Origin of the sequence: Nostoc spongiaeforme FACHB-130, from assembly GCF_014698475.1 — a bacterium.
Taxonomy (GTDB): Bacteria; Cyanobacteriota; Cyanobacteriia; order Cyanobacteriales; family Nostocaceae; genus Nostoc_B; species Nostoc_B spongiaeforme.
In genome coordinates this window covers 26275-53231 of sequence record NZ_JACJTB010000021.1, presented here as the reverse complement: position 1 = coordinate 53231, position 26957 = coordinate 26275, and the positions used below count along the sequence as shown (strand labels likewise).

The 26957-nt window shown below is 39.3% G+C and carries 27 protein-coding genes; 11 read left to right on the top strand and 16 right to left on the bottom strand.

Features of this window, described 5'->3' with window-relative positions; translation table 11 throughout:
* Positions 1-420: 420 nt before the first annotated feature.
* From nuoH to H6G74_RS16475, 5 genes are all read left to right on the top strand, one after another.
* Positions 421-1539, top strand: coding sequence for an NADH-quinone oxidoreductase subunit NuoH (gene nuoH, locus H6G74_RS16495; protein WP_190968702.1), 1119 nt, complete (start codon positions 421-423; stop codon positions 1537-1539).
* A gap of 93 nt (positions 1540-1632) precedes the next feature.
* Positions 1633-2208 (top strand): NAD(P)H-quinone oxidoreductase subunit I, encoded by a 576-nt coding sequence (gene ndhI / locus H6G74_RS16490; protein WP_190968701.1) that lies wholly within the window; start codon positions 1633-1635, stop codon positions 2206-2208.
* Positions 2209-2288: 80 nt separating this feature from the next.
* Positions 2289-2888, top strand: coding sequence for an NADH-quinone oxidoreductase subunit J (locus H6G74_RS16485; RefSeq protein WP_190968700.1), 600 nt, complete (start codon positions 2289-2291; stop codon positions 2886-2888).
* A 263-nt stretch (positions 2889-3151) separates the two neighbouring features.
* Entirely contained in the window at positions 3152-3457 is a 306-nt protein-coding gene (gene nuoK, locus H6G74_RS16480) for an NADH-quinone oxidoreductase subunit NuoK (RefSeq protein WP_006199065.1), read from the top strand.
* A gap of 6 nt (positions 3458-3463) precedes the next feature.
* Entirely contained in the window at positions 3464-4384 is a 921-nt protein-coding gene (locus tag H6G74_RS16475) for an NAD(+) kinase (protein ID WP_062288570.1), read from the top strand.
* A gap of 208 nt (positions 4385-4592) precedes the next feature.
* Here the strand turns inward: H6G74_RS16475 and H6G74_RS16470 are convergent, their stop codons facing one another.
* Complete coding sequence (locus H6G74_RS16470) at positions 4593-7802, bottom strand: two-partner secretion domain-containing protein (protein WP_190968699.1); 3210 nt, start codon at positions 7800-7802, stop codon at positions 4593-4595.
* Positions 7803-8104: 302 nt separating this feature from the next.
* Between H6G74_RS16470 and H6G74_RS16465 the strand changes: the two genes are divergently transcribed.
* Entirely contained in the window at positions 8105-8713 is a 609-nt protein-coding gene (locus H6G74_RS16465) for a macro domain-containing protein (protein ID WP_190968698.1), read from the top strand.
* Between the two features lie 9 nt (positions 8714-8722).
* Here the strand turns inward: H6G74_RS16465 and H6G74_RS16460 are convergent, their stop codons facing one another.
* Positions 8723-9064, bottom strand: a complete 342-nt coding sequence (locus H6G74_RS16460) for a HepT-like ribonuclease domain-containing protein (RefSeq protein ID WP_190968697.1) — start codon at positions 9062-9064, stop codon at positions 8723-8725.
* Entirely contained in the window at positions 9061-9351 is a 291-nt protein-coding gene (locus tag H6G74_RS16455; protein ID WP_190968696.1) for a nucleotidyltransferase family protein, read from the bottom strand. Before H6G74_RS16455 ends, H6G74_RS16460 begins: the two co-directional genes overlap by 4 nt.
* A gap of 125 nt (positions 9352-9476) precedes the next feature.
* On the opposite strand from H6G74_RS16455, the gene H6G74_RS16450 reads away from it, so the two are divergent.
* Positions 9477-10253 carry a nucleoside phosphorylase gene (locus H6G74_RS16450; RefSeq protein WP_190968695.1) on the top strand — a complete coding sequence of 259 codons (777 nt, stop codon included), beginning with the start codon at positions 9477-9479 and terminating at the stop codon, positions 10251-10253.
* A gap of 252 nt (positions 10254-10505) precedes the next feature.
* Positions 10506-11075, top strand: coding sequence for a retropepsin-like aspartic protease family protein (locus H6G74_RS16445; protein ID WP_190968694.1), 570 nt, complete (start codon positions 10506-10508; stop codon positions 11073-11075).
* Between the two features lie 38 nt (positions 11076-11113).
* Here H6G74_RS16445 and H6G74_RS16440 read toward each other — a convergent pair whose 3' ends face one another.
* The 3 genes from H6G74_RS16440 to H6G74_RS16430 all read right to left on the bottom strand — a co-directional run bounded on the left by H6G74_RS16440 (position 11114) and on the right by H6G74_RS16430 (position 14642).
* Positions 11114-12070 carry a hypothetical protein gene (locus H6G74_RS16440; RefSeq protein ID WP_190968693.1) on the bottom strand — a complete coding sequence of 319 codons (957 nt, stop codon included), beginning with the start codon at positions 12068-12070 and terminating at the stop codon, positions 11114-11116.
* A complete protein-coding gene (locus H6G74_RS16435; RefSeq protein WP_190968692.1) occupies positions 12067-13362 on the bottom strand; it encodes an AAA family ATPase in 1296 nt (431 codons plus the stop codon). Before H6G74_RS16435 ends, H6G74_RS16440 begins: the two co-directional genes overlap by 4 nt.
* Before the next feature lie 170 nt (positions 13363-13532).
* A complete protein-coding gene (locus H6G74_RS16430; protein ID WP_190968691.1) occupies positions 13533-14642 on the bottom strand; it encodes a Gfo/Idh/MocA family protein in 1110 nt (369 codons plus the stop codon).
* A 232-nt stretch (positions 14643-14874) separates the two neighbouring features.
* Between H6G74_RS16430 and H6G74_RS16425 the strand changes: the two genes are divergently transcribed.
* A complete protein-coding gene (locus H6G74_RS16425) occupies positions 14875-15063 on the top strand; it encodes a hypothetical protein (protein WP_190968690.1) in 189 nt (62 codons plus the stop codon).
* Between the two features lie 167 nt (positions 15064-15230).
* On the opposite strand, the gene H6G74_RS16420 is transcribed toward H6G74_RS16425, so the two are convergent.
* Positions 15231-15434: a hypothetical protein gene (locus H6G74_RS16420; RefSeq protein ID WP_190968689.1), complete on the bottom strand. Its 204-nt coding sequence runs from the start codon at positions 15432-15434 to the stop codon at positions 15231-15233.
* Between the two features lie 37 nt (positions 15435-15471).
* Positions 15472-16179 (bottom strand): Coq4 family protein, encoded by a 708-nt coding sequence (locus tag H6G74_RS16415; RefSeq protein ID WP_190968688.1) that lies wholly within the window; start codon positions 16177-16179, stop codon positions 15472-15474.
* 148 nt (positions 16180-16327) lie between these two features.
* On the opposite strand from H6G74_RS16415, the gene H6G74_RS16410 reads away from it, so the two are divergent.
* On the top strand, positions 16328-16960 hold the full coding sequence (locus H6G74_RS16410; protein ID WP_190968687.1) for a TetR/AcrR family transcriptional regulator: 633 nt from the start codon (positions 16328-16330) through the stop codon (positions 16958-16960).
* A gap of 574 nt (positions 16961-17534) precedes the next feature.
* The gene (locus tag H6G74_RS16405) at positions 17535-19151 is read left to right on the top strand and encodes a sensor histidine kinase (protein WP_190968686.1); all 1617 of its coding nucleotides are present in this window, start codon (positions 17535-17537) and stop codon (positions 19149-19151) included.
* A 3-nt stretch (positions 19152-19154) separates the two neighbouring features.
* On the opposite strand, the gene H6G74_RS16400 is transcribed toward H6G74_RS16405, so the two are convergent.
* The 8 genes from H6G74_RS16400 to H6G74_RS16365 all read right to left on the bottom strand — a co-directional run bounded on the left by H6G74_RS16400 (position 19155) and on the right by H6G74_RS16365 (position 26956).
* The gene (locus H6G74_RS16400) at positions 19155-19622 is read right to left on the bottom strand and encodes a DUF4870 domain-containing protein (protein WP_190968685.1); all 468 of its coding nucleotides are present in this window, start codon (positions 19620-19622) and stop codon (positions 19155-19157) included.
* A gap of 73 nt (positions 19623-19695) precedes the next feature.
* On the bottom strand, positions 19696-20838 hold the full coding sequence (locus H6G74_RS16395) for a DUF1822 family protein (RefSeq protein ID WP_190968751.1): 1143 nt from the start codon (positions 20836-20838) through the stop codon (positions 19696-19698).
* 80 nt (positions 20839-20918) lie between these two features.
* The gene (locus H6G74_RS16390) at positions 20919-22091 is read right to left on the bottom strand and encodes a sigma-70 family RNA polymerase sigma factor (protein WP_190968684.1); all 1173 of its coding nucleotides are present in this window, start codon (positions 22089-22091) and stop codon (positions 20919-20921) included.
* Positions 22092-22395: 304 nt separating this feature from the next.
* Positions 22396-23577, bottom strand: coding sequence for an FtsW/RodA/SpoVE family cell cycle protein (locus H6G74_RS16385; protein WP_190968683.1), 1182 nt, complete (start codon positions 23575-23577; stop codon positions 22396-22398).
* Between the two features lie 244 nt (positions 23578-23821).
* Positions 23822-24517: an SDR family NAD(P)-dependent oxidoreductase gene (locus H6G74_RS16380; RefSeq protein WP_190968682.1), complete on the bottom strand. Its 696-nt coding sequence runs from the start codon at positions 24515-24517 to the stop codon at positions 23822-23824.
* A gap of 83 nt (positions 24518-24600) precedes the next feature.
* Positions 24601-25587 carry a glycosyltransferase gene (locus tag H6G74_RS16375; RefSeq protein ID WP_190968681.1) on the bottom strand — a complete coding sequence of 329 codons (987 nt, stop codon included), beginning with the start codon at positions 25585-25587 and terminating at the stop codon, positions 24601-24603.
* Between the two features lie 85 nt (positions 25588-25672).
* A complete protein-coding gene (locus H6G74_RS16370; RefSeq protein WP_190968680.1) occupies positions 25673-26275 on the bottom strand; it encodes an FHA domain-containing protein in 603 nt (200 codons plus the stop codon).
* Positions 26276-26278: 3 nt separating this feature from the next.
* Positions 26279-26956, bottom strand: a complete 678-nt coding sequence (locus H6G74_RS16365; protein ID WP_190968679.1) for a hypothetical protein — start codon at positions 26954-26956, stop codon at positions 26279-26281.
* Between the last annotated feature and the right edge of the window lies 1 nt (position 26957).

Genomic DNA, 26957 nt, shown 5'->3' with positions numbered 1-26957 from the left:
CAATTTAGGGAATCAGAAATCCTATAAGCAGCAAATAACCGTTGCCAGCATGGAAGCGGCAGTTTTTTGATGTTTGCCTGTGGTATGGGCAATGAAGTCAAAAGATAAAAGGCAAAAGTAAAAAGCTCAAACTCTTTTGCCTTTTAACTTTTTACTTTTGACTTTTTCATCCCCCATAGCGAATACCAATCCTACCTATAAGCAGAAGTTCTTGTATAGCTACAGGGACTGAAAACCATGCAACGATATACTAGGCATGGGAATATGGCAATAAATCTTCAATCAGGAGTCATCTCAGAAAGGCTGAAGGCTGAAGGCTGAAGTAGAAAATTCATACTTCATACTTCATACTACCCTCCGGGAAGCCACCCAAAGGGTGTCTACACACTTCATACCTCAACTGACTTAAAGAGCGGAAACATGAATTCAGGAATTGACCTTCAAGGAACGTTTATTAAATCCCTGACGGATTTAGGACTATCAGACAGCACAGCCAAAGCACTTTGGATGCCGTTGCCAATGATCCTGATGCTGATTGGGGCAACAGTGGGTGTATTAGTGTGTGTGTGGCTGGAAAGAAAAATTTCAGCAGCAGCACAGCAGCGAATCGGCCCTGAATTTATTGGGGCTTTTGGCTTACTTGCTCCAGTTGCCGATGGTTTAAAGCTGGTGTTTAAGGAAGACATTGTACCAGGTAAAGCTGACCCCTGGTTATTTACTCTCGGCCCCATCATTGTGGTACTGCCAGTATTTCTGTCTTATTTGATTGTGCCGTTTGGACAGAATATTGTAATTACTAACGTGGGTATGGGGGTGTTTTTGTGGATTGCCTTGTCTAGCATTCAGCCAATTGGCTTGTTAATGGCAGGCTACGCATCCAATAATAAATACTCCCTCTTAGGGGGCTTGCGAGCAGCAGCGCAATCTATTAGTTATGAAATTCCTCTGGCGCTGAGTGTGCTGGCGATCGCTATGATGTCTAACAGCCTCAGCACCGTTGATATCGTCAATCAACAATCTGGTTACGGTATCCTCGGCTGGAATATATGGCGACAACCAGTCGGCTTTCTCATCTTTTGGATTGCCGCTTTAGCAGAATGTGAACGCTTACCCTTCGACTTACCCGAAGCAGAAGAAGAACTCGTAGCAGGTTATCAAACTGAGTACTCAGGCATGAAATTTGCTTTGTTCTACCTCAGTTCCTACGTCAACTTAGTGCTTTCTGCTTTATTGGTATCAGTACTATATTTAGGCGGTTGGGATTTTCCCTTTCCCATCAACACCATCGCTAGTTTGTTAGGTGTCAGTGAAACTAATCCTGTCTTACAAGTAGTCACTGCTGGTTTGGGTATTACAATGACCGTACTCAAAGCCTACTTCCTAGTGTTTATCGCCATCCTCTTGCGCTGGACAGTACCCCGCGTACGCATTGACCAACTCTTAGATTTAGGATGGAAGTTTTTGTTACCTGTAGGTTTGGTTAATCTTCTATTAACCGCAGCCCTGAAATTAGCCTTTCCCGTCGCTTTTGGTGGATAGTCAATTGTCATTAGTCATTGGTCATTAGCAAAGAACAAATGACCAAAGATCAATGACAAAGGACAAATGACAAAAAAGAGAGAGTGAAACACAATGCTAAAGTTCCTGAAGCAAGTTGGTGATTACGCCAAAGAAGCAGTACAAGCTGGTCGTTACATCGGTCAGGGGCTATCCGTCACCTTTGACCACATGCGGCGGCGACCAGTTACCGTACAGTACCCTTACGAGAAACTCATTCCTGGAGAACGGTTTCGCGGTAGGATTCACTATGAATTTGATAAATGTATCGCCTGCGAAGTCTGTGTGCGTGTATGTCCCATTAACTTACCTGTAGTTGATTGGGAATTTGAAAAAGCTAGCAAAAAGAAAAAGCTCAAACACTACAGCATCGACTTTGGGGTTTGTATCTTCTGTGGTAACTGTGTGGAATACTGTCCCACCAACTGTCTATCCATGACAGAAGAATACGAACTTTCCACCTACGATCGCCATGAACTGAACTATGACAGTGTAGCTCTCGGCCGTCTGCCTTACAAAGTCACAAATGATCCAATGGTGACACCGCTACGCGAACTGGTTTATCTACCCAAAGGCGTACTTGAACCCCACGGTGTCCCCGCAGATGCACCCCGCGCTGGCGCACGTCCAGAAGACCTTGCAGAAAAATAAATGTCATAAGTCATTTGTTCTTTGTCCTTTACTAATGACTAATGACTCATGACTAATAACCATTGACCGAGGATAAAAAAGTGAATCTAGCGGAAGGTGTACAGATTATTTCGTTTGGCGTACTAGCAGTAATGCTAATTGGCGCAGCACTTGGTGTAGTGTTGTCTTCCAGCATTGTTTATTCTGCCTTTTTGCTAGGAGGCGTATTTATCAGCATCGCGGGAATGTACCTGTTGCTTAATGCGGACTTTGTAGCCGCAGCCCAAGTGCTGATTTATGTTGGGGCGGTTAACGTGTTAATTTTGTTCGCCATTATGTTGGTGAACAAACGCCAAGATTTTGCGCCATTTCCTAGTGCTGGAGTGCGGAAAGTACTCACAGGTGTAGTTAGTATTGGGCTATTTGGCTTGTTGAGTGCAATGGTTTTGGCAACACCTTGGGCATACTCCACTACACCCGTAGCTGGTGAAAGTTCGATAGTGTTGATTGGTGAGCATTTCTTCAGCGACTTTTTATTACCCTTTGAGTTGGCTTCTATTTTGTTGCTGATGGCAATGGTAGGCGCAATTATTTTGGCGCGACGTGAGTATCTGCCAGATCAAGTTTCACAGTCAACTGTTCTAACTTTGCCAGAACGCCCCAGAGAACTTGTATCAGCAGGTAGAGACAGCCAAGACTAAAAAGTAAAAAGTAAAAAGTGAGCCAGTGCGGTGGACGGGTTCCCCGGCATAAAGGAGACAGTGCCGTGGGCGGGTCTCCCGACTTGAGGCAACTGTCGTCAACTGGCGAACTCGCAAGAGTAAAAAGTAAAAAGAATGGGTTAGATGCGGCAAAACCTTCATAACCAACTATTTTCTTTTTCTTTCTTTTGCTTTCTAACTTTTTACTTTTGCCTTTTGCCTTTTACCTTGTCCAGCATATTAGAGAAGGAATAATAGGATTCATGCAACTTCAGTACTTTTTATTACTGGCCGCCGCTTTGTTTTGTATCGGCATTTATGGTTTAATTACCAGTCGTAATGCTGTGCGGGTGCTGATGTCAATTGAGCTACTGCTAAATGCTGTTAATTTGAATTTAATGGCATTTTCCAACTTTCTTGACTCAACATTAATTAAAGGCCAAGTATTTACCGTATTTGTCATTACTGTGGCTGCTGCCGAAGCGGCGGTAGGTTTGGCGATCGTTTTGGCCATTTATCGCAACCGTGATACCGTCGATATGGAGCAGTTTAATCTCCTGAAATGGTAATTGTGCGTGCAACTCAAGCAGGTAATTATTGCTTATAAGGCGCGAGATTCTCAAAGTAAACGCTGGGCAGAAATTTGTGCCAAGCAGCTAGAAAATCGCGGTTGTCATGTACTGATGGGGCCTAGCGGGCCAAAAGATAACCCTTACCCGGTATTTTTGGCATCGTCTAATCAACCAATTGACATGGCTTTAGTACTCGGTGGTGATGGTACTGTTTTAACTAGTGCCAGACATTTAGCCCCAGCTGGTATCCCCATTCTTGGTGTGAATGTGGGTGGTCATCTGGGCTTTTTAACCGAGTCTGTAGATGAATTTCAAGATACAGAAAAAGTGTGGGATCGGCTGTTGGAGGATCGTTATGCTATTCAAAGGCGAATGATGCTACAAGCCGCAGTGTATGAAGGTCATCGCACGAATTTAGAACCAGTCACCGAACGCTACCTATCATTAAATGAATTTTGTGTTAAACCCGCTTCTGCCGATCGCATGATCACCTCTATCCTAGAAATGGAAATTGATGGTGAAGTAGTCGATCAGTATGTGGGAGACGGGTTGATTATTTCTACTCCTACAGGTTCTACTGGTTACACTGTTTCGGCTAATGGCCCTATCATGCACGACGGTATGGAAGCTGTCACCATTACTCCCATTTGTCCCATGAGTCTTTCTAGCCGTCCCTTGGTGTTACCACCTGGGGTAGTGGTGAGTATTTGGCCTTTGGGCGATTACGATTTAAGTACTAAATTGTGGATGGATGGGGTGTTATCTACTTCCATTTGGCCAGGACATCGCGTTGATGTGCGAATGGCTGAGTGTCGAGCTAAATTTATTGTCTTACGCGAAAACAATTCCTATTATCAAACACTGCGCGAAAAGTTACTCTGGGCAGGTACAAGGGTTCGCTACAGTAACAATCATCGTAATTGATTGACAGTCCCCAGTTGTCTGGAAGTAATTCTCAGCGTTTGATCACAGGTAATTGCATCGAATTAGTAATTCTATGAACTTTTAGCCCCTGAATAAATTCGGGGGTTTTTTGTGTTGATTGGTTTTGAAGCCCGCCTCCGCAGACTTTGTTCATGTAGCCGCGACTTCTAGTCTTTGGGTGGAGAAACGAAACGCAACATCATTAAAACTAAGGTTTAACGCAAGCAACGTGATTAGAACCAACTTTGTAAACATCTGCTTTAGCAACTTGACTAACCAGTGTCACTTCTCCTTGATTATTAGACACCCAACCAGTTGCAGGAACTATTGAAACAATATGAGAAGACTTTTGTGGTGTAGTCACACGACTTGCTGAACCATTTTGGGGTTTTGCTGCTACAGTTAAGCGCGTATCAGACCACACTACATCACTACTCAAATAATCATCAGGACTTGCAGGTAAACCACCACGGCCAGTCACAGTAAATTGACTACCTGTCTTATCATCAAAAGTATTACAGCCAGAATCAACCAAACTAGCTGTGTTGACTGTATCTGCTGGTAAATTAGTTAAACCCTGAGTGGGGTCAACATTAGGTGTATTGATAATAATTTCGCCATTAATTCCTGTTGTAGAACTGGCAGTAATATCACTGCTATTAATACTGTCATTCAGGCGAGGTTCGATACCAAAAATGCCTTGCGTGTTAATTTGGACTTGACCACCTGTACCGGAAAAAGCATTAGCTGTAATGTTGCTGTTTTCTTGTGGCAAAGCAATGACAAAACCTGCATTAATGTTGATGTTGCCCCCATTACCACCAGCTTGTGCAGTACCAGCAGTCGTAGAGATTTGACTACCACGACGTAGTAATAGGGCATTTCTCGCGTTCACGGAAATATTACCACCATTCACAGAGCGGGATTCGGCAATAAATCTGCCACCATTATCTAACAGTACAAAGGGTGAGTTAACTTCGATATTTCCTGCGCTGCCTAAGCCATCAGACCGGACAAACAAACCACTAGCAGCATCAACATTGGCAACATTGCCACCAAATCGGGCAACTCGGTCATTGAAAGTTGCATCACTACCACTAATAATTGCTCTCTCTGTAGCATTAACCCTAATTGTACCTGCACTTCCCCTACCAGATGTCGTACTCAGCAGTTGACCTCCATTGAGAACTTCAACGGTATTTGCATTCACTGTAATATTGCCAGCATTATCATCATTTGCTGTTCGTGCATCTACCACAGCACTATCTGAGAGGCGGAATAAATTAGTATTGACAGTGATATCACCACCTTTACCTGTGCTAAATGTTGAGGTAAATAACCCACTAGAGAATCCAGTCACAGAAATAGTTCCAGAAATATTAACAGCCTCAGAAGCGGTAATGTGAATGTTGCTTGCATTTCCTTGCCCACGAGTTGAAGCAGCAATTTGAGCGCCATTGGTTAGCGTAAGTAAATTTGTAGTGATATGGACACTGCCGCCATTTCCTACTGCGCCTTGTTCTACTGTGCTGAATATATTTCCATTATCAAATGAGACATTATTAGCAGCAAGGATTACATTGCCTGCATTTCCTTGCCCACGGGTTAAGGTAAGCAGCTGACTGCCATTGTTGAGCGTGAATAAATCAGTAGAGATGCGGATGCTACCGCCGTTTCCTACTGCGCCTTGTTCTACTGTGCTGGCAATAACACTAGGAAAGTTGCTATCACGTCTTGTATCGCCTAAAACGACCTCAAGAGCATCAATAATCACACTACCTGCATTTCCTTCCCCAAACGTTGAAGCTTGGAGTTGAGCGTTATTTTTGAGAGTAAGTAAATCTGTGCTGATGCGGATACTACCGCCGTCTTGTAACGCACCCTGCCCCACAGTACTGAAAGCAAAACCTCTATCGAATAAGACCTCACGAGCATTAATAATTAAATTGTCTGCCTTTCCCTGCCCAAAAGTTGATACACTGACATAAGCACCGTTGGTAATGGCAAGTGAGTTTGTGTTGATATGGATATTGCCACTGTTACCTACAGCTCCCGGCTCTACTGTGCTAAGAGCGGCAGTGGCAAAATTGCCATTACTACTTGTACCATCAAACAATACCTTTTGAGCATTTATAATCAAACTACCTGCATTTCCCTGCCCACGGGTTGAAGCAGCAATTTGAGCGCCATTGGTTAGCGTAAGTAAATTTGTGTTGATGCGTATATTGCCACTGTTACCTACGGCTCCTGGTTCGACAATACTAAAGACATCTCCATCATCAAATGAGACATTGTTAGCAGCAATAACTATACTGCCAGTATTTCCCTGACCACGGCTTAATGCAAGTAGTCTAGCACCATTGGAGAGGCTGAGTACATTTGTAGTGATGTTAATGTTACCTGCATTACCTGTCGCATAAGGAGCTACAGTATTTTGAATGCGACTTGATTGATGTATTGTAATTGCATCTGTAGCATTAATAGTTATATCTCCTGCTTGGCTGTTAAAATTTCCTAATCCTAAAGCAATTCCAGCAAATACTACACTACTGGATAGAAAATCTATATTCCGAGCATTGATAGCAATACTACCTCCATTTTCAGCAGTAACATCTAAAATACTTCTATTGATCAGTGAAACATCTGCTCGTGCTAAATTTTCAGGGAAGCTCAAACTCAAAATATTGCCGTTAGTAGTTAAGCCTACTGTTCCCGGTTCTGCCACTGCTCCGAGTTCAATTCTGCCACCTTCTGTAAAATTGACAAATAAGAAGCTATTGTCCAGGCTGACATCACCTCCCAATAAGAGTAAGCTTTGACCTTCAAATACTCCTAGTGAACTACCAGAAACTCTGATGGGTTGTGGTGGTCTGTGGTTAAATAAAAATCCACTGGGGTCGCCGACAATGGTTAACAAACTACTTGTCCCACCAGGATTTGTCGCACTGAATTGAGTGCCATTAGACCACACTAAAGCATCGGCTGTGGTGGCAATAAATGAGCCTCTACTGCTACTACCTACATCTAAACGGGCGTTGGGGCCAAATACAATTCCACTGGGATTGATTAAATATAAATTGACATTGCCACTTTGGGTAAAAATGAGACCATTAATGTTAGAAGGAGAGCCACCTGTAACACGCGAAAAGATGTTTCTGATGTTGGCATTGCTTTGAAAATTAGCCCTTTCTCCTTGATTTAAGCTGAACTGACCAAAGCTGTGGAATAAATTACTCCCTACTGTTTGCCCAACTGACTGCGGAATTATATATATTGGGCCGTTTAAGGTTTGTACAGGGCTGAGAGTACCATCTATGGTGATGTTTTGCGCTAGAACATTGTTTGCAGAGGTTGTAATTATGGCGCTACTCAAAGCTAAAATCAACTTGAGTTTTGATAAGTAATAACTTTGAGTCATCTTGATAGTTTTCTCTTCCATACCCTGAATAAATTCTTAATTGTCGAAATGTTCAGATACTTGACTTCTTTGAGAATTCGGGTATCTTTTTGTTCAATAAACAGTTAATTGCTAGATTTTTTACGTGTTTTCCACATCAAGTTGGCAATTAATGACAAATTTTTGACGTTTTAACAGTAGTATTCAGGATAAGCTGAGAAATGTACTTTACACAATATAGTTAACCGAAATTTTTAAGTGCGCTCAACTCACGCGATCGCCTAAAAGGTCTAAAATAAGTATTCAAGTGGAGGAAATCTAGCTTGAAACTAATATTGGTAGCACCTAACCCTTTATTGTGTGCAGCCTTTCAACAGCATTTTAGTTACTTACCGAATGTAGAAATAGTTCATAACTACTTTGAGTGGTTGACAGACTTTGATTGCTTGGTCAGCCCTGCTAACTCTTTTGGGATGATGGATGGTGGTATAGATGCAGCTATCATCCGCTTTTTTGGTCGTGCCTTAATGGAAAAAGTGCAACAACGCATTTTGCGAGATTATTTGGGTGAACAGCCTGTAGGAACTTCAATGATTGTGGAAACAGGTCATCGTCACCACCCTTTTTTGGCACATACACCGACTATGCGTGTTCCAATGTCAATTATGGGGACAGATATTCCGTATATTGCAATGTGGGCTATGCTGTTGGCAATTCGTCAGCACAACCAACACAGCAATCAAAAAATTCATACCATCGCTTGTCCAGGTTTGGGTACAGGTATCGGGCGAGTGCCGTATACTGAGGCCGCTAGACAAATGGCTTTAGCCTACGATAATTTTCTCTATCCACCTAAGCATCTCAACTGTATAGTTGCAGCTGAAAGACAATTGCAAATTTGGGAAGGAGGAGATTTACTTTCCACAGTATGATAGCCCGAATTACAAATCCCTTAAATCCTGTAAAATCGCCTCAACAGTTATCTTAAGTTGGGGTAAATTTTGTTCAATCACTCCCCACACACGGTTTAAGTTGACTTTTAAATAATCATGAATCAATACATCTCTAAAACCAGCTACCTGTTGCCAAGGTACATCAGGATAAGCTGCTCTAATTTCTGGAGATAACCGCTTGGTTGCTTCCCCAATTATTTCAAAATTTCTAATTACCGCATCTTGAATGATCGTGGTTTGCAAAAATGTCTCTTTCCCATCCTGGGTATAAGATTCGATACGCTGGATACATTCAAAGATGTTGCTCAAGTAAAGCCTGTCATCTCTCATAAAACCACAGCTTCCCGCAACACTTTATCTTTAATTAACTCATGTAGAGTTTCAGTTTCAGTTACATCTACTTTACGCCCCAGTAATTCTTCCAAGGACTGCATCAAAGCAATCTGGTCTAATAAGGTTCGTTGGGGTTCAAGTTCTACTAAAAAATCTACATCACTATCTGGTCTGGCTTCCCCCCTAGCAACTGAACCAAACACCCGTACATTATATGCTCCGTACTTAGCGGCAATTTGCAGAATTTCCTCTCGGTAAGCTTTCAGAATTTCATCAATGCCCATCGCCAAACTCCAAATGAGCAGTAACTTACTTCAGTCAAGTTGTTTGTCATCCGAGTTCAAACCCGTTGTAAACTTTCCTCTTGAATCAAAGTAACAAAACCGCCTGAAATTATTTTGAAATTATTATGACAAATAAACGCTTGTATCACATTGGTTTTGGGCAAGAGGCTTTAGGGAAATCGCCTCCTACTATTGCTTTATTATCGGGCGATCGCGATCGCACTTGTCTGATTGCCGAAAATTATTTCCAAGATGTACGTTTATTATCCCAAAATCGCGGTCTAGATAGTTATTTAGGCTATTTACCGAATCATCGCCCTATCTTATCAGCAACTAGTGGGATGGGTGCGCCTTCTTTAAGTATTGTGGTGAATGAATTGGTGCAGGTGGGAATCCGGCAGATTATTCGCATCGGGACTTGTGGCTCAATTCAACCTCATGTACCAGTCGGCAGTATTGTGATTAGTAGTGCCGCTTTGTGTCGTCAAGGTGCAGCTAATGACATTGCACCTATAGAATATCCGGCGGCGGCTGATCCGTTTTTGACGGTGGCTTTAGTCAAGGCTGCACAAGAATTAGGATTTGAGCATTATTTAGGAATTACGGCATCTGTTGATACTTTTTATGAAGGACAGGAACGCACTGATTCAGCAAATCCCTATTTAATGCAATCGCTCCGGGGAATTACTGAAGAGTATCGACGGTTGAATATTTTGAACTACGAAATGGAATGCGGCACATTGTTCAAAATGGCAGGTGTGTATCAATTTGCGGCGGCGGCTGTTTGCGGTGTGGTGGCGCAACGCACTGTTGATGAGGGGATAGTTTTAGAACAGAAAGAGGTGGCTGTGGGAAATGCGATCGCTACTGCTATCCATGCCATCACCAATTCTTGTGTCTAGCTTTAAATATTACCTCAGTATATTTATGGACTCTTCATTTAATCTTTAAATTAGCTTTTCCTCAATCTCGATAATATAGATTTATTAGGTGAAAACTTCATAGTTTAAATATTAATAAATCCTAAAAAATACTGGATTTTACCAGCCAACTTATTGAGGAATCCGTGAAATTGAGCAACTGAAACAATCAATCTAAAATTTTAATAAAGAATTTATTTTTCATATTGATAAACAATCGGAGAACATCCTCAAATGAACTGTGCTTGGAAACGGGGAATTACTAATATTAACGTGGCGTTGATTGCAGTAATACCAACGCTGATATTCTCAGCATTTACACACCGGGCAGTAGCGGAAGATAAAGGTACTTGTTTTATGGTGACTGCTTCTGGAATGACGGTGGAGTTAACCAAGCTTTGCGGTGATTCTCAGAAAATCAACACAACTTCTGGGGGTAAGGTTTTTCGGATACCTATCAAACGTCACTTTGGTAGAACCCCGGTGATTGATGTCACTTTTAATAACCAAAAAACCTTTGAAATGGTTGTCGATACAGGTGCTAACGGAACCTTAATTACCCAAGCAATGGCCAATGCTTTGCAAGTTAAACCCACAGGTAGACTGCAAGCTCAAACTGCTGATGGTAGCCAAGTACAATTTTCTACAGGCAAAGTTCAGTCTATCTCTGCCGGTGGGATGGTAGCCAATAATCTGGAGGTGGCGATCGCATCCAAAGCCGATATTGGCTTACTTGGTCATGATTTTTTTGGTAACTATGACATCAAAATCTCACAAACAGCCGTGGAATTTCATACGCGCTAAATAAACCCAAGAGACTGGAAGTCTGGCGCTATTTGGGATTACTCCTGATCAATGAAACTATATAGAATTTTGAAGAAAAAAGGAATGTGGTTTTTCGCATCACATTCTTGTTCTGAATAAAATTTTCCTATCTCTAGCGTTAATACATCTCTAAACGCTCGTTCTGAACTAGTCCATGCTTGAGGCGGTTGAATCTGTTTCCAATATTTTTTGGCTTTGGCAATTGTCAGTAAAGCTAAACTTAAAATGTTTTTATCTAAATTATTTTGACTATTGATAAAATTGAGTTTCCAAGAATTTTTAAAATTTGTGATATTATCAAAATCTAAATTTGAGCAGTAGTTAATTCGATTAAATGTTTTTTCTAAGTTATCTTGTAAATCTCTATCTTCATGCAAGCTATCAACTATATCAAGATAAATTTGCTCAAGATTAACAACTGAATCTTGATAAACTGGTGTATTTGAGTAATTGTCCAAGACTGACTGAATATCAGGTGTTAAAAAGTATGCTTCTTTGTGAACTAAGCCAGTCACCCATATACGATGATTTATACAATTCCCTTCATTAATGTTCGCTTTTTCATACAAATTGTAGAAAATAGAATCAGTATCTTTAAAAGTGTAATCGTTTTTTATGCTGGCTATTTGAATATCTAAATCTACAATGGCAAATAGCTGATGAGGACTGAGATAAGAGTTAGCAGGATTTTGATTATGTAAGTCTAAAATACTAAAAAATGTATTTAATACATCTTGGCGATCGCCACAATTAAAAAATTTAGGTGTACACTGACGATTCCACCATCTTGGAATGCAAGCATGATAAAAGTTAGCATCAGGCATTTTCTCCATACTGTTATATGCTTGAGGTGATGGCCTACCATTAACTTTTACTATATCTCCTTCACAAAGTACAACTATTTTATCTAGTATTCTGCTTGATGTAATAATACGTTTACAATGTTCTTCTAGCTCTGCTTCACTGAGACTCATATTTCGCTGCTTGGTGATTTGTTTGGATTGATAAGTTTTGATGGTAGTAATTTAACATGAGCAGGTGTAACTGCTTCACATAGATCATAAGAATGTGTCGCTAAAATATATTGATTAGTGGGAGACCATTCTTCTAAGTCTCTAACTATTTGATATTGCCAATCTGGATGGAAATATATTTCAATTTCGTCCATTAATACAATTGCATTTTCTATTTTATTATATTTAATCAACATATATAAAAATAGTCTTTTGAGTTCACCATGACTTAAATCTTCTGGGTAAAGTTCTACATCATCTTCATTTTTTTTGAAAATAACACCAGACAAATCTTCATTCAAATTAATCTTTTTATCAATAAATATAGAATTTAAATCATTTAATAAGGCCTGATAGCTATCACCATATTTTCCTGTTTTTATAGCTTGAATAAAATCTTGATCACGAGCTTGAGTAAAAGATTTAATCAGGAAATCTATAGCCATAAAGTCATAGGTAAAAAACCCAGGTAGTTTAATTTTTTCTTGTTTTAATTCTAAATAGTAATTATTTTCACCTTGAGCCTTAAATAATAACTTTCTAGAGTTTTGAGAAAAAAATAGAAAAATTTGAGAATTTGGTGCTGCTAAAAATACCTTATCCGATAAATTTCTCAAAAAGGATTGAATTTTGTTTGTATCTAAGTTATTAACATGGCAAAGTAAAATTTCTTTTTTATATTTATTCTGCTCAGAATGAAAATAAATATCACAAATATGTATTAATTTACTTTTATTCAGATACTCTGTAAATTTATTATCAAAATACTCATCCTGCTCGGTTTTATCAATTACCACACCTGATAAGCCACCGATTTTATGAGCTTCATTTTTCGGTTCAGTATATTGTCTTAATTTATGTTCATAATTTTCATTAAGCCTAGAAAAAATTTTTTCGATTACTTCATCATTATTATCAACATTTTTAAATAAATCTTTGATAAAGGTTTCTGTACATAAAAAAAACTCTAGTTCTACAGTTTTACAACCATCCCAAATATCAATTATTGCTAAAACTCTCTTATCAGAGTTTTGATTAATCTTAAAACCTTCAGTTATATTTTTTAAAAAATCTATTCTATCTGGGTGAGTAGAACAATGCAATAATATAAAAATTAATTGTAATAATGTACTTTTACCACCGCCATTCAAGCTACCCAATGGAAATATACTAGGAGTAAATTCTTTTTCAAAAGAAATATCAACATTCTTTAAAACACGAAAATCAGGAACTCGAATTCTCTGCAAAAACATAAAAACTCCTAATTTTTTAGTATTGATTAATACTTTTAAATAAAAAGATACTTGCTCATCTCCTCTCGAATATGTTCTATTATGGCTTATGAAAACTTATGCAGTGGCAATTATTGAGAAAAAATCATTATCTATCAACATCTGCATAAGTTCTCTGAACGCTGCTAATCTTAATTTTGCAGATAAGTATCTAAACTGGGAACATCAACCCAACTGCTAGTTTGATGAGATTGATGAGATAAATCCATTAACAATTGGGAATAAACCCCTTCCCGTAAAGATGGGACGACTGACTGTTTTTGGTCAATTCCTTGTAGCCATTGGTCTATAACGCGGATAAATGCAGAAATACGTCCGTCGGTGAAGTTTTGGGTAAACATTAATGACTGAGGAATTTCAATTTCTGTGAGTGGTTGTCCGATTTGGGAACCCCAAACGCGAAAACCGTGGATATAGTCTTTTTGATTTTCGCTGCCTAATACTAAAGTACCGCGATCGCCATACACTTCTAACCAATGAGTACGCGGTGCGTGAACCACTGCACTAATATTCAGTTGACAAGGTGTTCCATCGGCTAATTCCAGGGACAACAAACAATTATCATCGGTTTCCACCGGCTTGAGTTGATTAGTGCTGGGGTCAAGGCGGTTGGGGATGGCTGTACTTAAATAAGCACTTAATCTGCGGACTGGCCCAAATAACCAATAAATATAATCAAAGGCGTGGGAACCCAAAGACCCCAATGCACCACCACCTTGGGCTTGAGACGAATACCAATTCCACGGGCGAGAAGTATCAGCGCGAGAAGAACCAAACCAATCAATTTTAATCAGGCGTTTGTTACCGATATAACCTGATGCTAATAAATCTGCAAATAATTGCCAGCCGGGAACAAAGCGAAATTCAAAATCTACTACCGCAGTTAGTTGATTGGCAATTGCTAATTGATATAATTCTTTAGCTTCAGTTGCATTTAAAGTTGTGGGTTTTTCTAATAATAAATGTTTACCGGCTTTTAGCACAGTTTTAGCCATTTCATAATGCAGAAATGGTGGTGTGGAAATACTAACTGCTTGTACTTCTGGGATGTTGACAATATCAGTAATGCTGGTACAAGCATGAGGAATTTTATGGGCATCAGCAATGGCTTGGGCTTGATAAATATCCCGATGATAAACAGCCACCACATTAGTTCGAGGATGGGCAAGAAACCCAGGAATATGGACTTTTTGACCAAATCCAGTCCCAACGACAGCCACACCAACTACATTTTGATTCATGGTTAATTCTGCACTTCTAAATTAAATTTAACAATTCCAAGATTATTTACATTAATCATCTTGAATAATTATCACAATATAATACGATAGTGATGACATTCATTACAGAGAAAACTTCGGCGATCGCTCTGTAATAAATACTTGTTTTAGATTTTGGCTTGGCTGTTATTTCGCTGTGTCTCCAGCGTAATTTATGTTATGACTGCTGAAGATCATGTTGTCTCACCTGTAAATGGATTGGTATTATCCGAAGAAGTCTTTTTCTTTGAGCGATCGCTTTGTTGGAATTTTACAAGCACTAACACCGAAAAATAGCACTTACAAAACTACTTACCGAATTGTGCGCCAGGATGGTCAAATCCTCGCGGCGGGATTTCAAGCACATCTAGCCAACCCAATTGAACCACAACAACTACTATAGGAATCCGATTTGATTTCTGAATCTAGTTGTGTAGGCAGGGAGTAGGGAATGGGGAGTAGGGAGTAGGAAAAAAGCCTGACCTGGGTGTACTGGTTTTTTTCATAAATCAAATATGAGTCCTATAGATGCGATCGCAATGGTGATCACTTGATATTCAGAGACTTAATTTAAGCCCAGTATTCTGGTTGAATTAATTCGTTGGCAAGCAGTATTAAGTTAGCAAAATCTATGCGGCTGAAGAGTATCCAAAATCGAACTTGGGCGCGGGAACGGTGAATACCTGTTGATTTAATCATCCGCCACAAGGTAATAGCTAATGACAACCAAGGATATGTACAACGAATCACTTGCCAGAAAAGCTTGCAAGACATCTTTCTTTCAAAATTAGCTATTGGAAGTAATTAAAATTTAGCCAAAAGTAAATTCATTAGGATTGACTGGTTGCACATTTAATTCCTTACGCCACACTGTCACAGGCTTTTCCCAAGCTTCTTCCCATTTTTGGGCAATCAGGGGTTTGGCATTTTTCCCCATTTCCCATCCCCGTGCGATCGCCATTAACAGTACCGAGAGTCTCTGCGGTTGCCATACTGTCACAGCAATTAAAGCATTGGCAATGAGCAAACTAGCTAAAGGTAGTTGAAATTGCGCTAAGTAAAAAGCTTGCAAGCCAATTTCTCCGATTTCGCTTGTCTCAAATCCGGTAATGATGTGCCAAATATCATGGGTTTGTTGCCAGCGATTCTCGACGTAACTTGTATCAGAATTAATCTCAATGCCTGCTTCTATGGGTTGAAAGGCCAATTCTTTCATTTGGCTGGCGTAGGCATAACCTAAAGAATCTGGAGGATATTGTGATAAAGCCACTAAATCATGGGGAGACGCAATATAACGTTCTGCCAAGATATTTGCCACTTCTGGATTTTCTCGCATGGTTGCAATTGCTAGTTGAAAAGACCGACTGTCAACCAGACTGTGGCTCAATTGCCAAACTGGTTCTAAATTACCAGTTTCATCAAATAAAAGCGTCACAAAAGCTTTGATACCTTTGAGTTTCCGCACAATAGCTGGCAAGGTTGTCCAGAAAGATTGGTTTATCAGGGTGAGAGATGACATGGTATGTATTTTTCAGTGTGGATTTGAAGAAGAATTCAGAAGTCAGAATTAAATTCTGAACTCTTTTTTTGATAAATTTAATATGAACAATGTTCATGTTTTTAATATATGAACATTGTTCATATTTTGTCAATGGTAGTCTGGAAGAATGACAAAAGAATCTCAGAAAGCCTCAACCATGAGGAGAAAACCCAAGCAAGCACGCAGCCAAGAACGAGTGCATCACATTTTGGATGTAGCGGAACAGTTGTTTATTGAATTGGGGTATGAACAGACAACGACAAGAGCGATCGCTACTCGTGCAGCAGTTCCTGTAGGTTCGTTGTATCAATTTTTTCCCGATAAAGATGCGATCGTTCGAGCCCTGGCCAATCGCTACTTTGAGCAGGAATATCAAATGTTTGTGCAACTCCATACAGAGTTGGCAGAAGCTGATATTAAAACCTATGTAGACTGCATGATAGATGCCTTTGAGCAGTTTGCCGAACAACATCCAGGTTATCGCGCAGTTTTAGGAAGATTAATCGATTTCATTACAGTTGCTGATGCCAGTAAATGGAATGAATATGATCAGCAAATGCTAACTGAAATTGCTCATTTTGTATATCGACGCAATCCCGAACTTGATGCGTCTCAATGTGACTTGATAGCAACAACCGTATTCAAAGCTGCCAATGAATTGCTCTGGCTTTCATTCGCCCGTGATCAACAGTATCGAAAACAACTATTAGCAGAAACCAAAATTTTAATTACTGCCTATTTGCAGACGTATAAAATTTAAAAACTTATGTTTATAGCACAGTCTGATAGGTAGAGCAGAAATTAAAATATTAATAAATGGCAGATAACCAGGAATATTCAAAAAGATTGCACTAATTAAATAAATTGGTAGCCAGCTAAGAGCCACAATATGACATAATATCTGCTTGGTATGTGATAGTCTGATTCATTGCCTATTTCAGAATTTATCTCGTTAAAAGATAGCAGTAATATTATTCATAATCAGCTTTGATTTTGGCAAAATTGACCATGTGTATCAATTAAAAATTCAGAAAGATCCGCAGAGATTTAAAACTGTATATTTGTCGCATTCTTTTTCAAATTTCTATTATTTAATATATTTCATTTTAATAAATAAATGTAGATTTTTTACTAGTAATCTTACCAATACTTTATAAAAATTAAACTTTATTCTTTCATATATAAGAATCAGAATATATTTCGCAACAAAACTGGACAAATACTGGAAAAACCCATATCTATAAAATTAGATTACTTTTGAGTAATCAAGAAGGATATTATTTGCAAAGATAATCAATCCAAAAAATTTATCTAAAAATCTTGTGGATATACTAATGTATGTGACTCATAAACTGAGATTTTCGCCTACCCAACTAGTTACTGTAACAGTACTACTAACTTTACTCTTATTTATTCCTCAAATTTGGCTGAACTGGCAAGCATATTATAACTTCAATAATCTTACTAAAAATGAATTTAGATTACAAAAATTGAGTGACGAAATTATTTATCTTGATGAAGTATTAACCATGTCAGCCAGGATGAATGCTGCCACAGGTAACATAATGTGGGAAAAACGCTATCGTCAATTTGAAAAAAAACTGGATATGGCGATTCAAGAATCTATTAAACTAGCGCCTCAAGCATATAAAAGTGAAGATGCTCAGAAAATTGATGTAGCTAATCAGCAGTTAGTTAACATGGAATATCAATCTTTTAATTTAGTGAAGGGGAATAAGCAACAAGCAGCGCAAAAATTACTTTCTAGCCGCGAATATGAAACTCAAAAGCAGATTTATGCTGATGGTGTGGCAAAAAGAAGATTGAATATATCATTAGAACTACAACAACAAGTTGCTCAATATCGCCAAAAAATATTTTGGGCAATTTTAGGTTCTGTTGTTAGTTTAATATTGCTGATTCCTTCATGGCTATTGGTATTGAGATTATTGCAGGAATATTTAAAAGCCAAAAAAATTGCTCAAATTGCTTTGGAAGAAACTAATTTGATGCTAGAAACAAATGTTGCAGCCAGAACAGAAAAATTAAATCAAAAAAATATTGAATTAGAACAAACATTACAAGAATTAAAAAACACACAATTACATTTGATTCAAACAGAAAAGATGTCTTCTCTTGGTCAACTAGTGGCAGGGGTAGCTCATGAAATTAATAATCCTGTGAATTTTATTTATGGTAATTTAAAATATGCGCGGGAGTATACTCAGCAATTAATAGATTTAATCAATTTGTATCAACAAGAATATTCTGGTAATAATTTCTCAATAAATACTGCACTCACAGAGATAGATATAGAATTTGTTCTGGATGATTTGCCTAAAATTTTATCCTCAATGGAAGTTGGGGCTGATCGTATCTGCGAAATTGTATTAACATTACGTAACTTCTCGCGTCTGGATGAAGCTGACATGAAACCTGTAGATATTCATGAAGGCATTGACAGTACTTTGTTGATTTTACAACATAACCTAAAAGGTAAGACTGGTCAACAAGAAATTAAAATTATCAAAGAATTTTGTGATAATTCACCTCTCGTTGAATGTTATGCGGGCGGATTAAATCAGGTATTTATGAATCTACTTAGTAATGCTATTGATGCTTTACGAGAAAAGGAAATAGAAAACTCCAAGCAAAAGATTGAACAACAGACTAGTTATATTCAGATTCAAACTCAAGTTAAAAATGAAGAATACATAATTATTCGCATCAAAGATAACGGTTTTGGTATACCAGAGGAATTTAAAAGTAAACTATTTGACCCCTTTTTTACTACTAAACCTGTGGGTAAAGGTACTGGCTTAGGATTATCTATTAGTTATCAAATTATTGTAGATAAGCACAAAGGAAATATTAACTGTATTTCTTATCCAGGTAAGGGTACAGAATTTGTGATTGAGATTCCTATTAAACAGACATCATATAACTTATAATTTTTACCGCAAAATTCGCATTGTTAAAGGATAGCGATAATATTCTCCATGATAAGCTTTAATACCAGCAAATGTAACTAAAAATGATTGTAATAAAAGTAAGGCGATAATTAAAAATGTCCAAACTAGAAGTAAGCCATCTAAAACAGATTTGACTTCATTCACTGCACCATTAGTTGTGATGGCAACACCACAGCTACCCAAAACGAGTAGTAAAGAAAAAATAATCACTACCAAAGTATACAAAGTTAAGGAAATTTGAAAGTTTAAAGATTCTCTACCTTGAAAGTCAATCCAAGGATATTGAGCTTTTTTGAGTCGCCAAATGACCAAGGGTAATAAAATATTCAACGGTAAATATAAAGGAATACCCAGAAAAACTAATCCAAATAACAATAGCCATGCTACGAAAGCCGAAAGATGACATAACATCGCCCATGTACGCATTTGTTTTTGGACTTGTTTTCTCATGGCTTGTGAATGAGGAGATGGATAAATAGAATCTCTATTTACCACACTACCTTTAAACTAGCAGGAGAAAAGTTTAAAATTTAAGTATTTCTCGTTCATAATTTTCGGGTAAAGGTTCTACTTCCCAGACGATACCTTCCCCTGGTTCTAAAGCTACTTCGACAAATAGTTGTTCGACTGCGGTTATAGCTATATCTTCGTTGTTGGGAAATGGCTGTAAGTCTTCTGTTAGCAGGCGCAGTTTAAAACCGCCAGGGATGGCTGCGCCGACTGTGGCGTGACGCAACTCAAACCGCCAATAAGGTGAGTCTGGTTCGCCTTGGGGGATAATTGTCAGTTCGTAGATTTGTCCAGCGATCGCTAACTGCCGTGATATATTTGCCTCAGTTGGTCTATCTTCGACACTCCGCGCCGCCGCACTTAATTCTAAATTCCACCGTTCCCAACCAATTGCTTGGGCAAGTTGCGATACACCACTTTCTAACCATTGCAACACAGAACGCTGTTCGGGTAAATTAATCCGGCGTTCGTACAAACTTTGTCGCCAACCGCTATGTTCAATTAATCCACCCCAGAGTTGAAAAGGAATCGCTAACCGGGGGGTGATGACTTCCGCATTGCCGAGGCGGTTAATTAAGTTTTGGGCTTGGGCTTGTGGTAGGGTGGGAATTACCGCAACGCTGGTACGTGTCGGTTCGGCTGGACAAAATTCCCGCGCCACAGCTAAAACACTGATATCAGTAATTATCTCACTAGCATTTAGAGAATAGGTGCGATCGCCTGGATCATAATTACCCTGCTGCTTGAGTTGGGTGTGAGTACAATAACCCCAAACCCTGACATAACCTGCATCTGCTTCTACTTGCACCGCCAAATAATAATCTCCCACCCAACTCGGTAAATCTATCCATTCTTGGGGTACACGTAATTCACTGAAATCAATATTTTCACTGGGAACTAAGATAAACCTTGTTGCATCTACTGTAACAGCAGTTCCATTTACCAGTTCCCAAAAACTGGATAATGCAGTGGTAGTTGGCCAAATCTTTGCCTGTGGTGTAAAGTCCTCCTGTAACCAAGGTAAGACAGCATTCAGGCAAAGTTCATTCAAATAAGCTTGATATTCCGCACTGGGATGAGAAAAAGCCTGACTACCTTGGGTAAATTCGGGAATCTCTAAAATTAAGTCTGTAGAATTAGCAAAAGTAACAGTCATAGCGGTTTCTCCAGGGAAAGGTTTGGCTTGTTTTGGCGCTACTAGGGAACATTCTCTTTCCCGCACAGGCTACAAAGAATTTAGTTAGAAGATGGACTGTAGTAATTTTGTAGCCATTCTTCCATCACAGCACTCATACTTTTAAGTAAGTCTGATGTCAGAGAAATATGCAGGCTATCTTGGCACCAATTAGCTAAAGACCGCAACAAAACCTCCTTAGCTTTCGTCAGTCGCCGGGAAACAGTATACTGCTTGATATCTAATTGTTTGGCGATCGCATCTTGATTGAGTTGCTTTGCGTAGTATAGTTGCAATATTTCCTGAATTTGGGCTTCTAATTGAGCGATCGCAGTTGATAATACTTGGTTAATCTCACTTTGCTGTTCACTTTTAGCTTGGGCTTCTTCTTGAGTGATGATTTCGTTAATTAACGATTCTTGCGTCCCTGGTAAATTATCCAATAACTCAAATCCATCATCACCACCTAGAGAAACATTCAGAGAATCGGGGGTGGGATAAAGATATTTACGGACAGCTTTTGCCGCACTGAGTAACCATTTTTCCAGAGTTGGGGAATTAGCAGATTGGGCAGTTTGGGAATTGTAGAATTTGGCGATCGCTTCCCAAGTGGTATCATCTGGACGAGATAATTGGCGCGAATTACCTGCTTTGCTGGGAACATACAAAGTTTTAAACCCATTCCAAGCCAAAACATAGGCGTGAATTGTCTCAGGAGATAAACCAGCATTTTGCAAAGATTCTACCAACCGTTTTTGACTGGTTTTGCGTAACAAACCCCAATCGCTACAGATATCAACTTCTTGACGCTGACGCAAAGTTTCGCGGATAGCAGTACTAAAAATCAGACTGGCGTAGTTTTTTAAGGTACTGCTTTGGGAAGGATTAAAATTTTTTAAGACAAGTTCAACTTGAGCGATCGCAATTTGGAAACAATCAGCCAATTTAAACTGGCTACTGGTGAAAGCTGCACTGGTTTTTTGCGATATCCAATAACAGGGTTCTTGTAAATAAGCTGTAAGATGTTGTTTCGCTAAAGCTGCGGCGGCTGAATCTTGCCAAAACTTATACCAATACAGTACCCAAAAATATTCCGAATTTTCTTTTGGTATTTGCTGAAGACAACTTTGGATGCTGCGACGCAAGCGTGATTCCGTCGCCCATCGACTGAAGCGATCGCCTTCAAACTGCACAAAAGTTGAAAAAATTTCAATAATGCTTTGTCGAGGTTGCATAAAAAAATTACACGCCGACCGATAAAATAACGAAGCCTGCACAAACTTTACTACAAGGCAATTGCATAATGTTTCGCTAGATTAGGAAATTTTGGATAATTTTTATCCGGTTCAAGGCTAGTAGCAATAGAACAAGTAATTGGTAGATGCACCCTGATAACTAATTCCCCTGGCTGGTTTATACCAACTGGGGGATTTTTTTGGCTAAAAAATCAGTGGATGCGATCGCACCCACTCTGATATATTCAATAAATTAATGATGGCGAATCTTGGCAATAACCTATCACCTGTAACCTGTAACCTATCACCTGTTATATAACTTTCGCCGCGACGGAGTTCGGCGTAAAGGTACAACTTCAGCTTCGTTACTTTCCCTAGCTACTCGAATTAACAATGCAGCAGCCACTAAACTAGCAATCATCGAATTACCACCGTAACTAAACATCGGTAAAGGTAAGCCTGTAGTTGGTAAAGCGCCTGTTGCAACAGCGATATGTAATAAAGATTGTCCAATCATGACAATAGTGACACCGATCGCCACTAAACGATTCACAGGATTTTTGGCTTTCATCGCTACAATTAATCCCAAAGTGGTAAACACTGCTAACATCAGCAGCAGGGCGATACCACCCGCAAAACCAAACTCTTCGGCGAAGACTGCAAAAATAAAGTCAGTATCTTGAATGGGTAAGAAAAATTGTTTTTGCTGCGAAAAGCCATAACCAGCGCCCCAAGTTTGACCAGAACCAACAGCGAGTAAACTTTGAACTAACTGATAGCCATCGCCTGTTGCATCTGCCCAGGGATTGAGAAAAGACATCACCCGCTTGCGCTGATATTCTTTGATGCTAATACTGAGTACGGCTAATAATACTCCGCCTATTGCTGTGCCAGCTAAATATTTATAAGGTAATCCAGCAGCTAAGGCAATTAACCAAATTGTCATCCCGCAAAGTGCGGTTGTACTCAAGTTAGGTTGGGCGAGAATGCCCAAAAGTACCAACCCAAAAATTACCAGCCAAGTCAAACGCACTCGCCAAGGTATTTGTTCCCATTGTCCAAAAAGTCTGGCACTTTGCAACACTAAAAAAGGTTTGATTAATTCTGATGGTTGGATGGGGATGGGGCCAATGGCTATCCAACGTGCTGCATCAAACGCTTTTTTACCTAAACCTGGGACAAGAGTCACGAAAATTAACAGTAAAAACAGTCCTAAAAACCAATGGGATACCCGCAAAATTTTGCGTAACGGCAGATTCACAATCAAGTTGAAGATAACTAGGGAAACTATCACCCAGATAATCTGACGTTTGAAATAATATAATCCGTCGCCTTGACGTGCGTCGGCAACTGGGTAAGATGCTGAATACAGCACAATTAACCCAAAAAATAACCAAATTAAGGTTAACCAACGCAATAGCCGCGCCTCTACAGCCCAGCTAGTAACAGAATTATCAAAAATGGGAATCAGTCGAGTTAGATTCACGATTCAGTACAGGTAATGCTTAAAAGTTAAGGTATAAACTCATAACTTATAACTTATAACTCAAATTTGTCTTGAGAGTACCGCAAGTCTGGAAGTGACTAAATAATTCACACCGTGTGCAACTTTATCTCAAACCTAACCCCCAACTCCTTCCCTATAAGGAAAGAGAAGCAAGATTCAATGCCATACTCCGCAGGAGCCGCTATGCTATGACATTAGACATCTGCGAAAAATATTGAACAACTCAGGCTCCTTTGCCAAGCATTGCAGGCACATCAATTTCCTTAATACAAGTTGCCCGCGATAATGAGAGAATACAATCAATAATACACAGAAGATCGCTTAAAGGAATTGCCTCACCACCTGATAGATTATTCGCTGCCAGATCAGCTAGGACTTCGGGTGTACCTACATTGCCTGGATTGATCACTGTGACACCGATTTGTTGCGATCGCAATTCTTCACGCAATGAATGAACTACACCCCGTAAACCAAACTTAGACGCACTATTGGCAACTTCTCTCCCTGAGAAATTATCCAAACCTGACAGTGAACCCATAAAGATGATTTTAGGGTTATCTGATCGCCGCAGAGTAGGTAACAAGGCTTTAACCAATCGAATTGGAGCTACCAGATTCACCGCAATTACTTGAGTAATGTCTGTATCGGAGCAATCTTCAAAGCTATACTGGCTGGTAAACGCATGAGTTTCCCAAGTTCCTCCCATGTATAACAGCGCATCTAAACAATCACCTCCGATTGCTTTTGCTACTTTTTCTACACCTAATAAATCAGATAAATCTGCCTGAATCCATGTACCAATTAGTGTCGGAGTTCGAGAAACTGTTAGTAAGCGATCGCACTTGGATGCTAGATGTTCAGAAACCGCAAGCCCGATGCCACGGCTTGCGCCAGCCACAAGAATCGTTTTGAATGACATATATGTTCTCCTGTTTATATCAACTCAAATAATCGCTACAAACTTTCAATACTACTTCCGTCAGGTGAGTTTCAAGGGGAATTTCAAGCTGAGATGTAGTGTAGTGCTTGGACAGCACCGTTAATATAACTTGGCATAGACAAATTTCTTGTCACCTCTATTCTGTCTAAAAGTGTGCTGACGGTTGTAATTGCCTGTTGTATATTTTGTACCCTGTAAACTTGATTAGCTCTTTTGGCTTGGCGATCGTACAATCTTTGAAAGGCAAATGCTACTAAAGGTACGCCCACAGCCGCACATTCGTAAACTGTGTTGTATCCTGCACCACCAACAACAATATCAGCAGCCGCTAGACATTCAATTCCTGGATGGTGTGATATCCATAAAGCTTCGGGAATATCTGCGGGACAATTAGCAGCTAAAATTCTGACTGCACACTGGGGGAAATTTTGCTGTAAGCGCAGGGTGAGTTGGGCAAAGAAAGATAATTCTGAAGCGTTCCCGGCTGCACAAACTAAAATCGTTTTGATATCTGGGTTAACTTTGAAAATATGCGATCGCACACTCATTCTATCCGGTAATTCTTCACAATTGCGAATTAACCAAGGGGCTGTATGCTGCACATTTGGTAAGTCAGCCAAGGGTAAATCTTGCCCTTCGCCGGGAACAATTACTGTATCGTAGTTCTGGGCGACAAAAGACCGCAAATTTTTAGCAGTTACATAGTCTGGGTTGATATCTCGATGAATTAAAATGCGGGGTATGGCTTGCAACTGTGGTAAGATGTCTGCTAACTCACCGCCTAAGCCTCTAGGAAAAGTGTCTATAATTAGGCGATCGCATTGAGTACTCAAGATGATTTCTCGTACTTGCTGACAAGTTGTAGAAAAACCAGCCTGTTCAGAAATGTAGTTTACTATGCAATTTTCATGATTGATTTTTAAGGCGTAGGGACTGTTAGTAATAATCGTAACTTTTCTATCTTTGGCAGCAATTCTCCCCAAAGCCAAAGCCCGATTCAAATGTCCCCAACCACCCCCAAGGGCGTAAATTAACCAGGTGTTTGTCAATTGTAATTTGTCATTTGTTATTAACTAATAATTCCTGACTCCCTACTCCCTACTCCCTACTCCCTACTCCCCACCCCCTTCACATTCAACTTGCTCCCATATTAGTTTCAAAATCACTATCTCTTTCTGCTTCAAAACTTATAGCATCAGCTTCGGTAAAGTCTACATTACCTGTTTCGTGGTTGTATGAATAGTTATCGCGGTCATGATAGTAACTACTACCCCAATAACGGTAACTACCATATTCGGGATAATAGGCATAATCATCATCATAAGATGTATTACAGTCAGGGCAGTTGGTTCTATCAGTGCGTCCACAACGGCGTTTAAATAAAAAGCCTACCATACGATCGCACTCTCCTAGATTGGCAAAGTTAACGACAATTTCACAACTGCCAATTTGAATGCGATCGCCATTTTGCAAGATACCATTAGTTAATTGATTATCATTAATTTTGATAAAATTATTTGTACTTTGGTTAATAATTGTTAGCTCTTGATTTTGCCAGTCAATTAAAGCATGGTAATCTGCAATTAAGTCATCCTCGATAACTATCCTGGAAACTCTTTGTTCATGAATTTGCTGTGGCATCGCATCAAATTGTTTACCAATAGCCACTGGGGTTTCTAAGACTGGTTCTGTGCGATCGCCTGTATTTGGATCTATCCAAGTTAGCTGTATTTGCAAAGTCTATTGTCCTCCTGTTAAATTGACTGCATAAGCTAAAGCTGCTTGCTGTTCGCGGTTGAGAACATCGAAGCCAAAACAAGCAAATGCAATTGGTGAAATGCTTGATTTGGTATAAAACACGGTTTTACCCGATGGATTTCTTAAAGCCGTCTTGCCTTCTTTAATTCTGACTTGATAAACTAGCTGTTTATTAGGGTTTAAAATTTCGATACCTTTATCATTTGATTTAATCTGATAAACTAATTTTTTCCCTGCATTTTCTAAGCCATAATCACCATTATTTTGCCTTATCAGACTATATAAACCTTGATTTTGGCTGGAATTTTCTAACTTCCAAGAGCCTTTTTCTGTGACTACATAACCTAAAGTTTTATCAGCAGGATTTTTAAATTTTAATTTACCAGATTTTTCTGATTTAATTCTAGCTATTTCTTGCTCTTTTCCATCAACTAATTTAGCACCATCTGCTTGGGGCTTAAGTTCAAATAAATCAGTCCCAGTTTCGGTTTTAATTTTAATTTTATCAGTCCGCGTGGCGACATTAGTTGTATTTTCAGCCACAGGAGGACTATTTACTTGATTTGGCTGTTCTACAGTCTTGTTATTTGTATTGTTACATCCCAGGATGGCAGTAATTAAAAAAACTAAAGTTGCAATTTTTAAAACTCTATTCTTCATA

Coding starts and splice junctions, on each gene's coding strand:
- H6G74_RS16410 (WP_190968687.1), top strand. CDS start 16,328: ATGACAAAAGAATCTCAGAAAGCCTCAACCATGAGGAGAAAACCCAAG.
- H6G74_RS16445 (WP_190968694.1), top strand. CDS start 10,506: ATGAACTGTGCTTGGAAACGGGGAATTACTAATATTAACGTGGCGTTG.
- H6G74_RS16470 (WP_190968699.1), bottom strand. CDS start 7,802: ATGACTCAAAGTTATTACTTATCAAAACTCAAGTTGATTTTAGCTTTG.
- H6G74_RS16460 (WP_190968697.1), bottom strand. CDS start 9,064: ATGAGAGATGACAGGCTTTACTTGAGCAACATCTTTGAATGTATCCAG.
- H6G74_RS16455 (WP_190968696.1), bottom strand. CDS start 9,351: ATGGGCATTGATGAAATTCTGAAAGCTTACCGAGAGGAAATTCTGCAA.
- H6G74_RS16440 (WP_190968693.1), bottom strand. CDS start 12,070: ATGAGTCTCAGTGAAGCAGAGCTAGAAGAACATTGTAAACGTATTATT.
- H6G74_RS16365 (WP_190968679.1), bottom strand. CDS start 26,956: ATGAAGAATAGAGTTTTAAAAATTGCAACTTTAGTTTTTTTAATTACT.
- H6G74_RS16400 (WP_190968685.1), bottom strand. CDS start 19,622: ATGAGAAAACAAGTCCAAAAACAAATGCGTACATGGGCGATGTTATGT.
- nuoK (WP_006199065.1), top strand. CDS start 3,152: ATGCAACTTCAGTACTTTTTATTACTGGCCGCCGCTTTGTTTTGTATC.
- H6G74_RS16405 (WP_190968686.1), top strand. CDS start 17,535: ATGTATGTGACTCATAAACTGAGATTTTCGCCTACCCAACTAGTTACT.
- H6G74_RS16395 (WP_190968751.1), bottom strand. CDS start 20,838: ATGACTGTTACTTTTGCTAATTCTACAGACTTAATTTTAGAGATTCCC.
- H6G74_RS16390 (WP_190968684.1), bottom strand. CDS start 22,091: ATGCAACCTCGACAAAGCATTATTGAAATTTTTTCAACTTTTGTGCAG.
- H6G74_RS16420 (WP_190968689.1), bottom strand. CDS start 15,434: ATGTCTTGCAAGCTTTTCTGGCAAGTGATTCGTTGTACATATCCTTGG.
- H6G74_RS16450 (WP_190968695.1), top strand. CDS start 9,477: ATGACAAATAAACGCTTGTATCACATTGGTTTTGGGCAAGAGGCTTTA.
- H6G74_RS16380 (WP_190968682.1), bottom strand. CDS start 24,517: ATGTCATTCAAAACGATTCTTGTGGCTGGCGCAAGCCGTGGCATCGGG.
- ndhI (WP_190968701.1), top strand. CDS start 1,633: ATGCTAAAGTTCCTGAAGCAAGTTGGTGATTACGCCAAAGAAGCAGTA.
- H6G74_RS16435 (WP_190968692.1), bottom strand. CDS start 13,362: ATGTTTTTGCAGAGAATTCGAGTTCCTGATTTTCGTGTTTTAAAGAAT.
- nuoH (WP_190968702.1), top strand. CDS start 421: ATGAATTCAGGAATTGACCTTCAAGGAACGTTTATTAAATCCCTGACG.
- H6G74_RS16430 (WP_190968691.1), bottom strand. CDS start 14,642: ATGAATCAAAATGTAGTTGGTGTGGCTGTCGTTGGGACTGGATTTGGT.
- H6G74_RS16425 (WP_190968690.1), top strand. CDS start 14,875: ATGGATTGGTATTATCCGAAGAAGTCTTTTTCTTTGAGCGATCGCTTT.
- H6G74_RS16415 (WP_190968688.1), bottom strand. CDS start 16,179: ATGTCATCTCTCACCCTGATAAACCAATCTTTCTGGACAACCTTGCCA.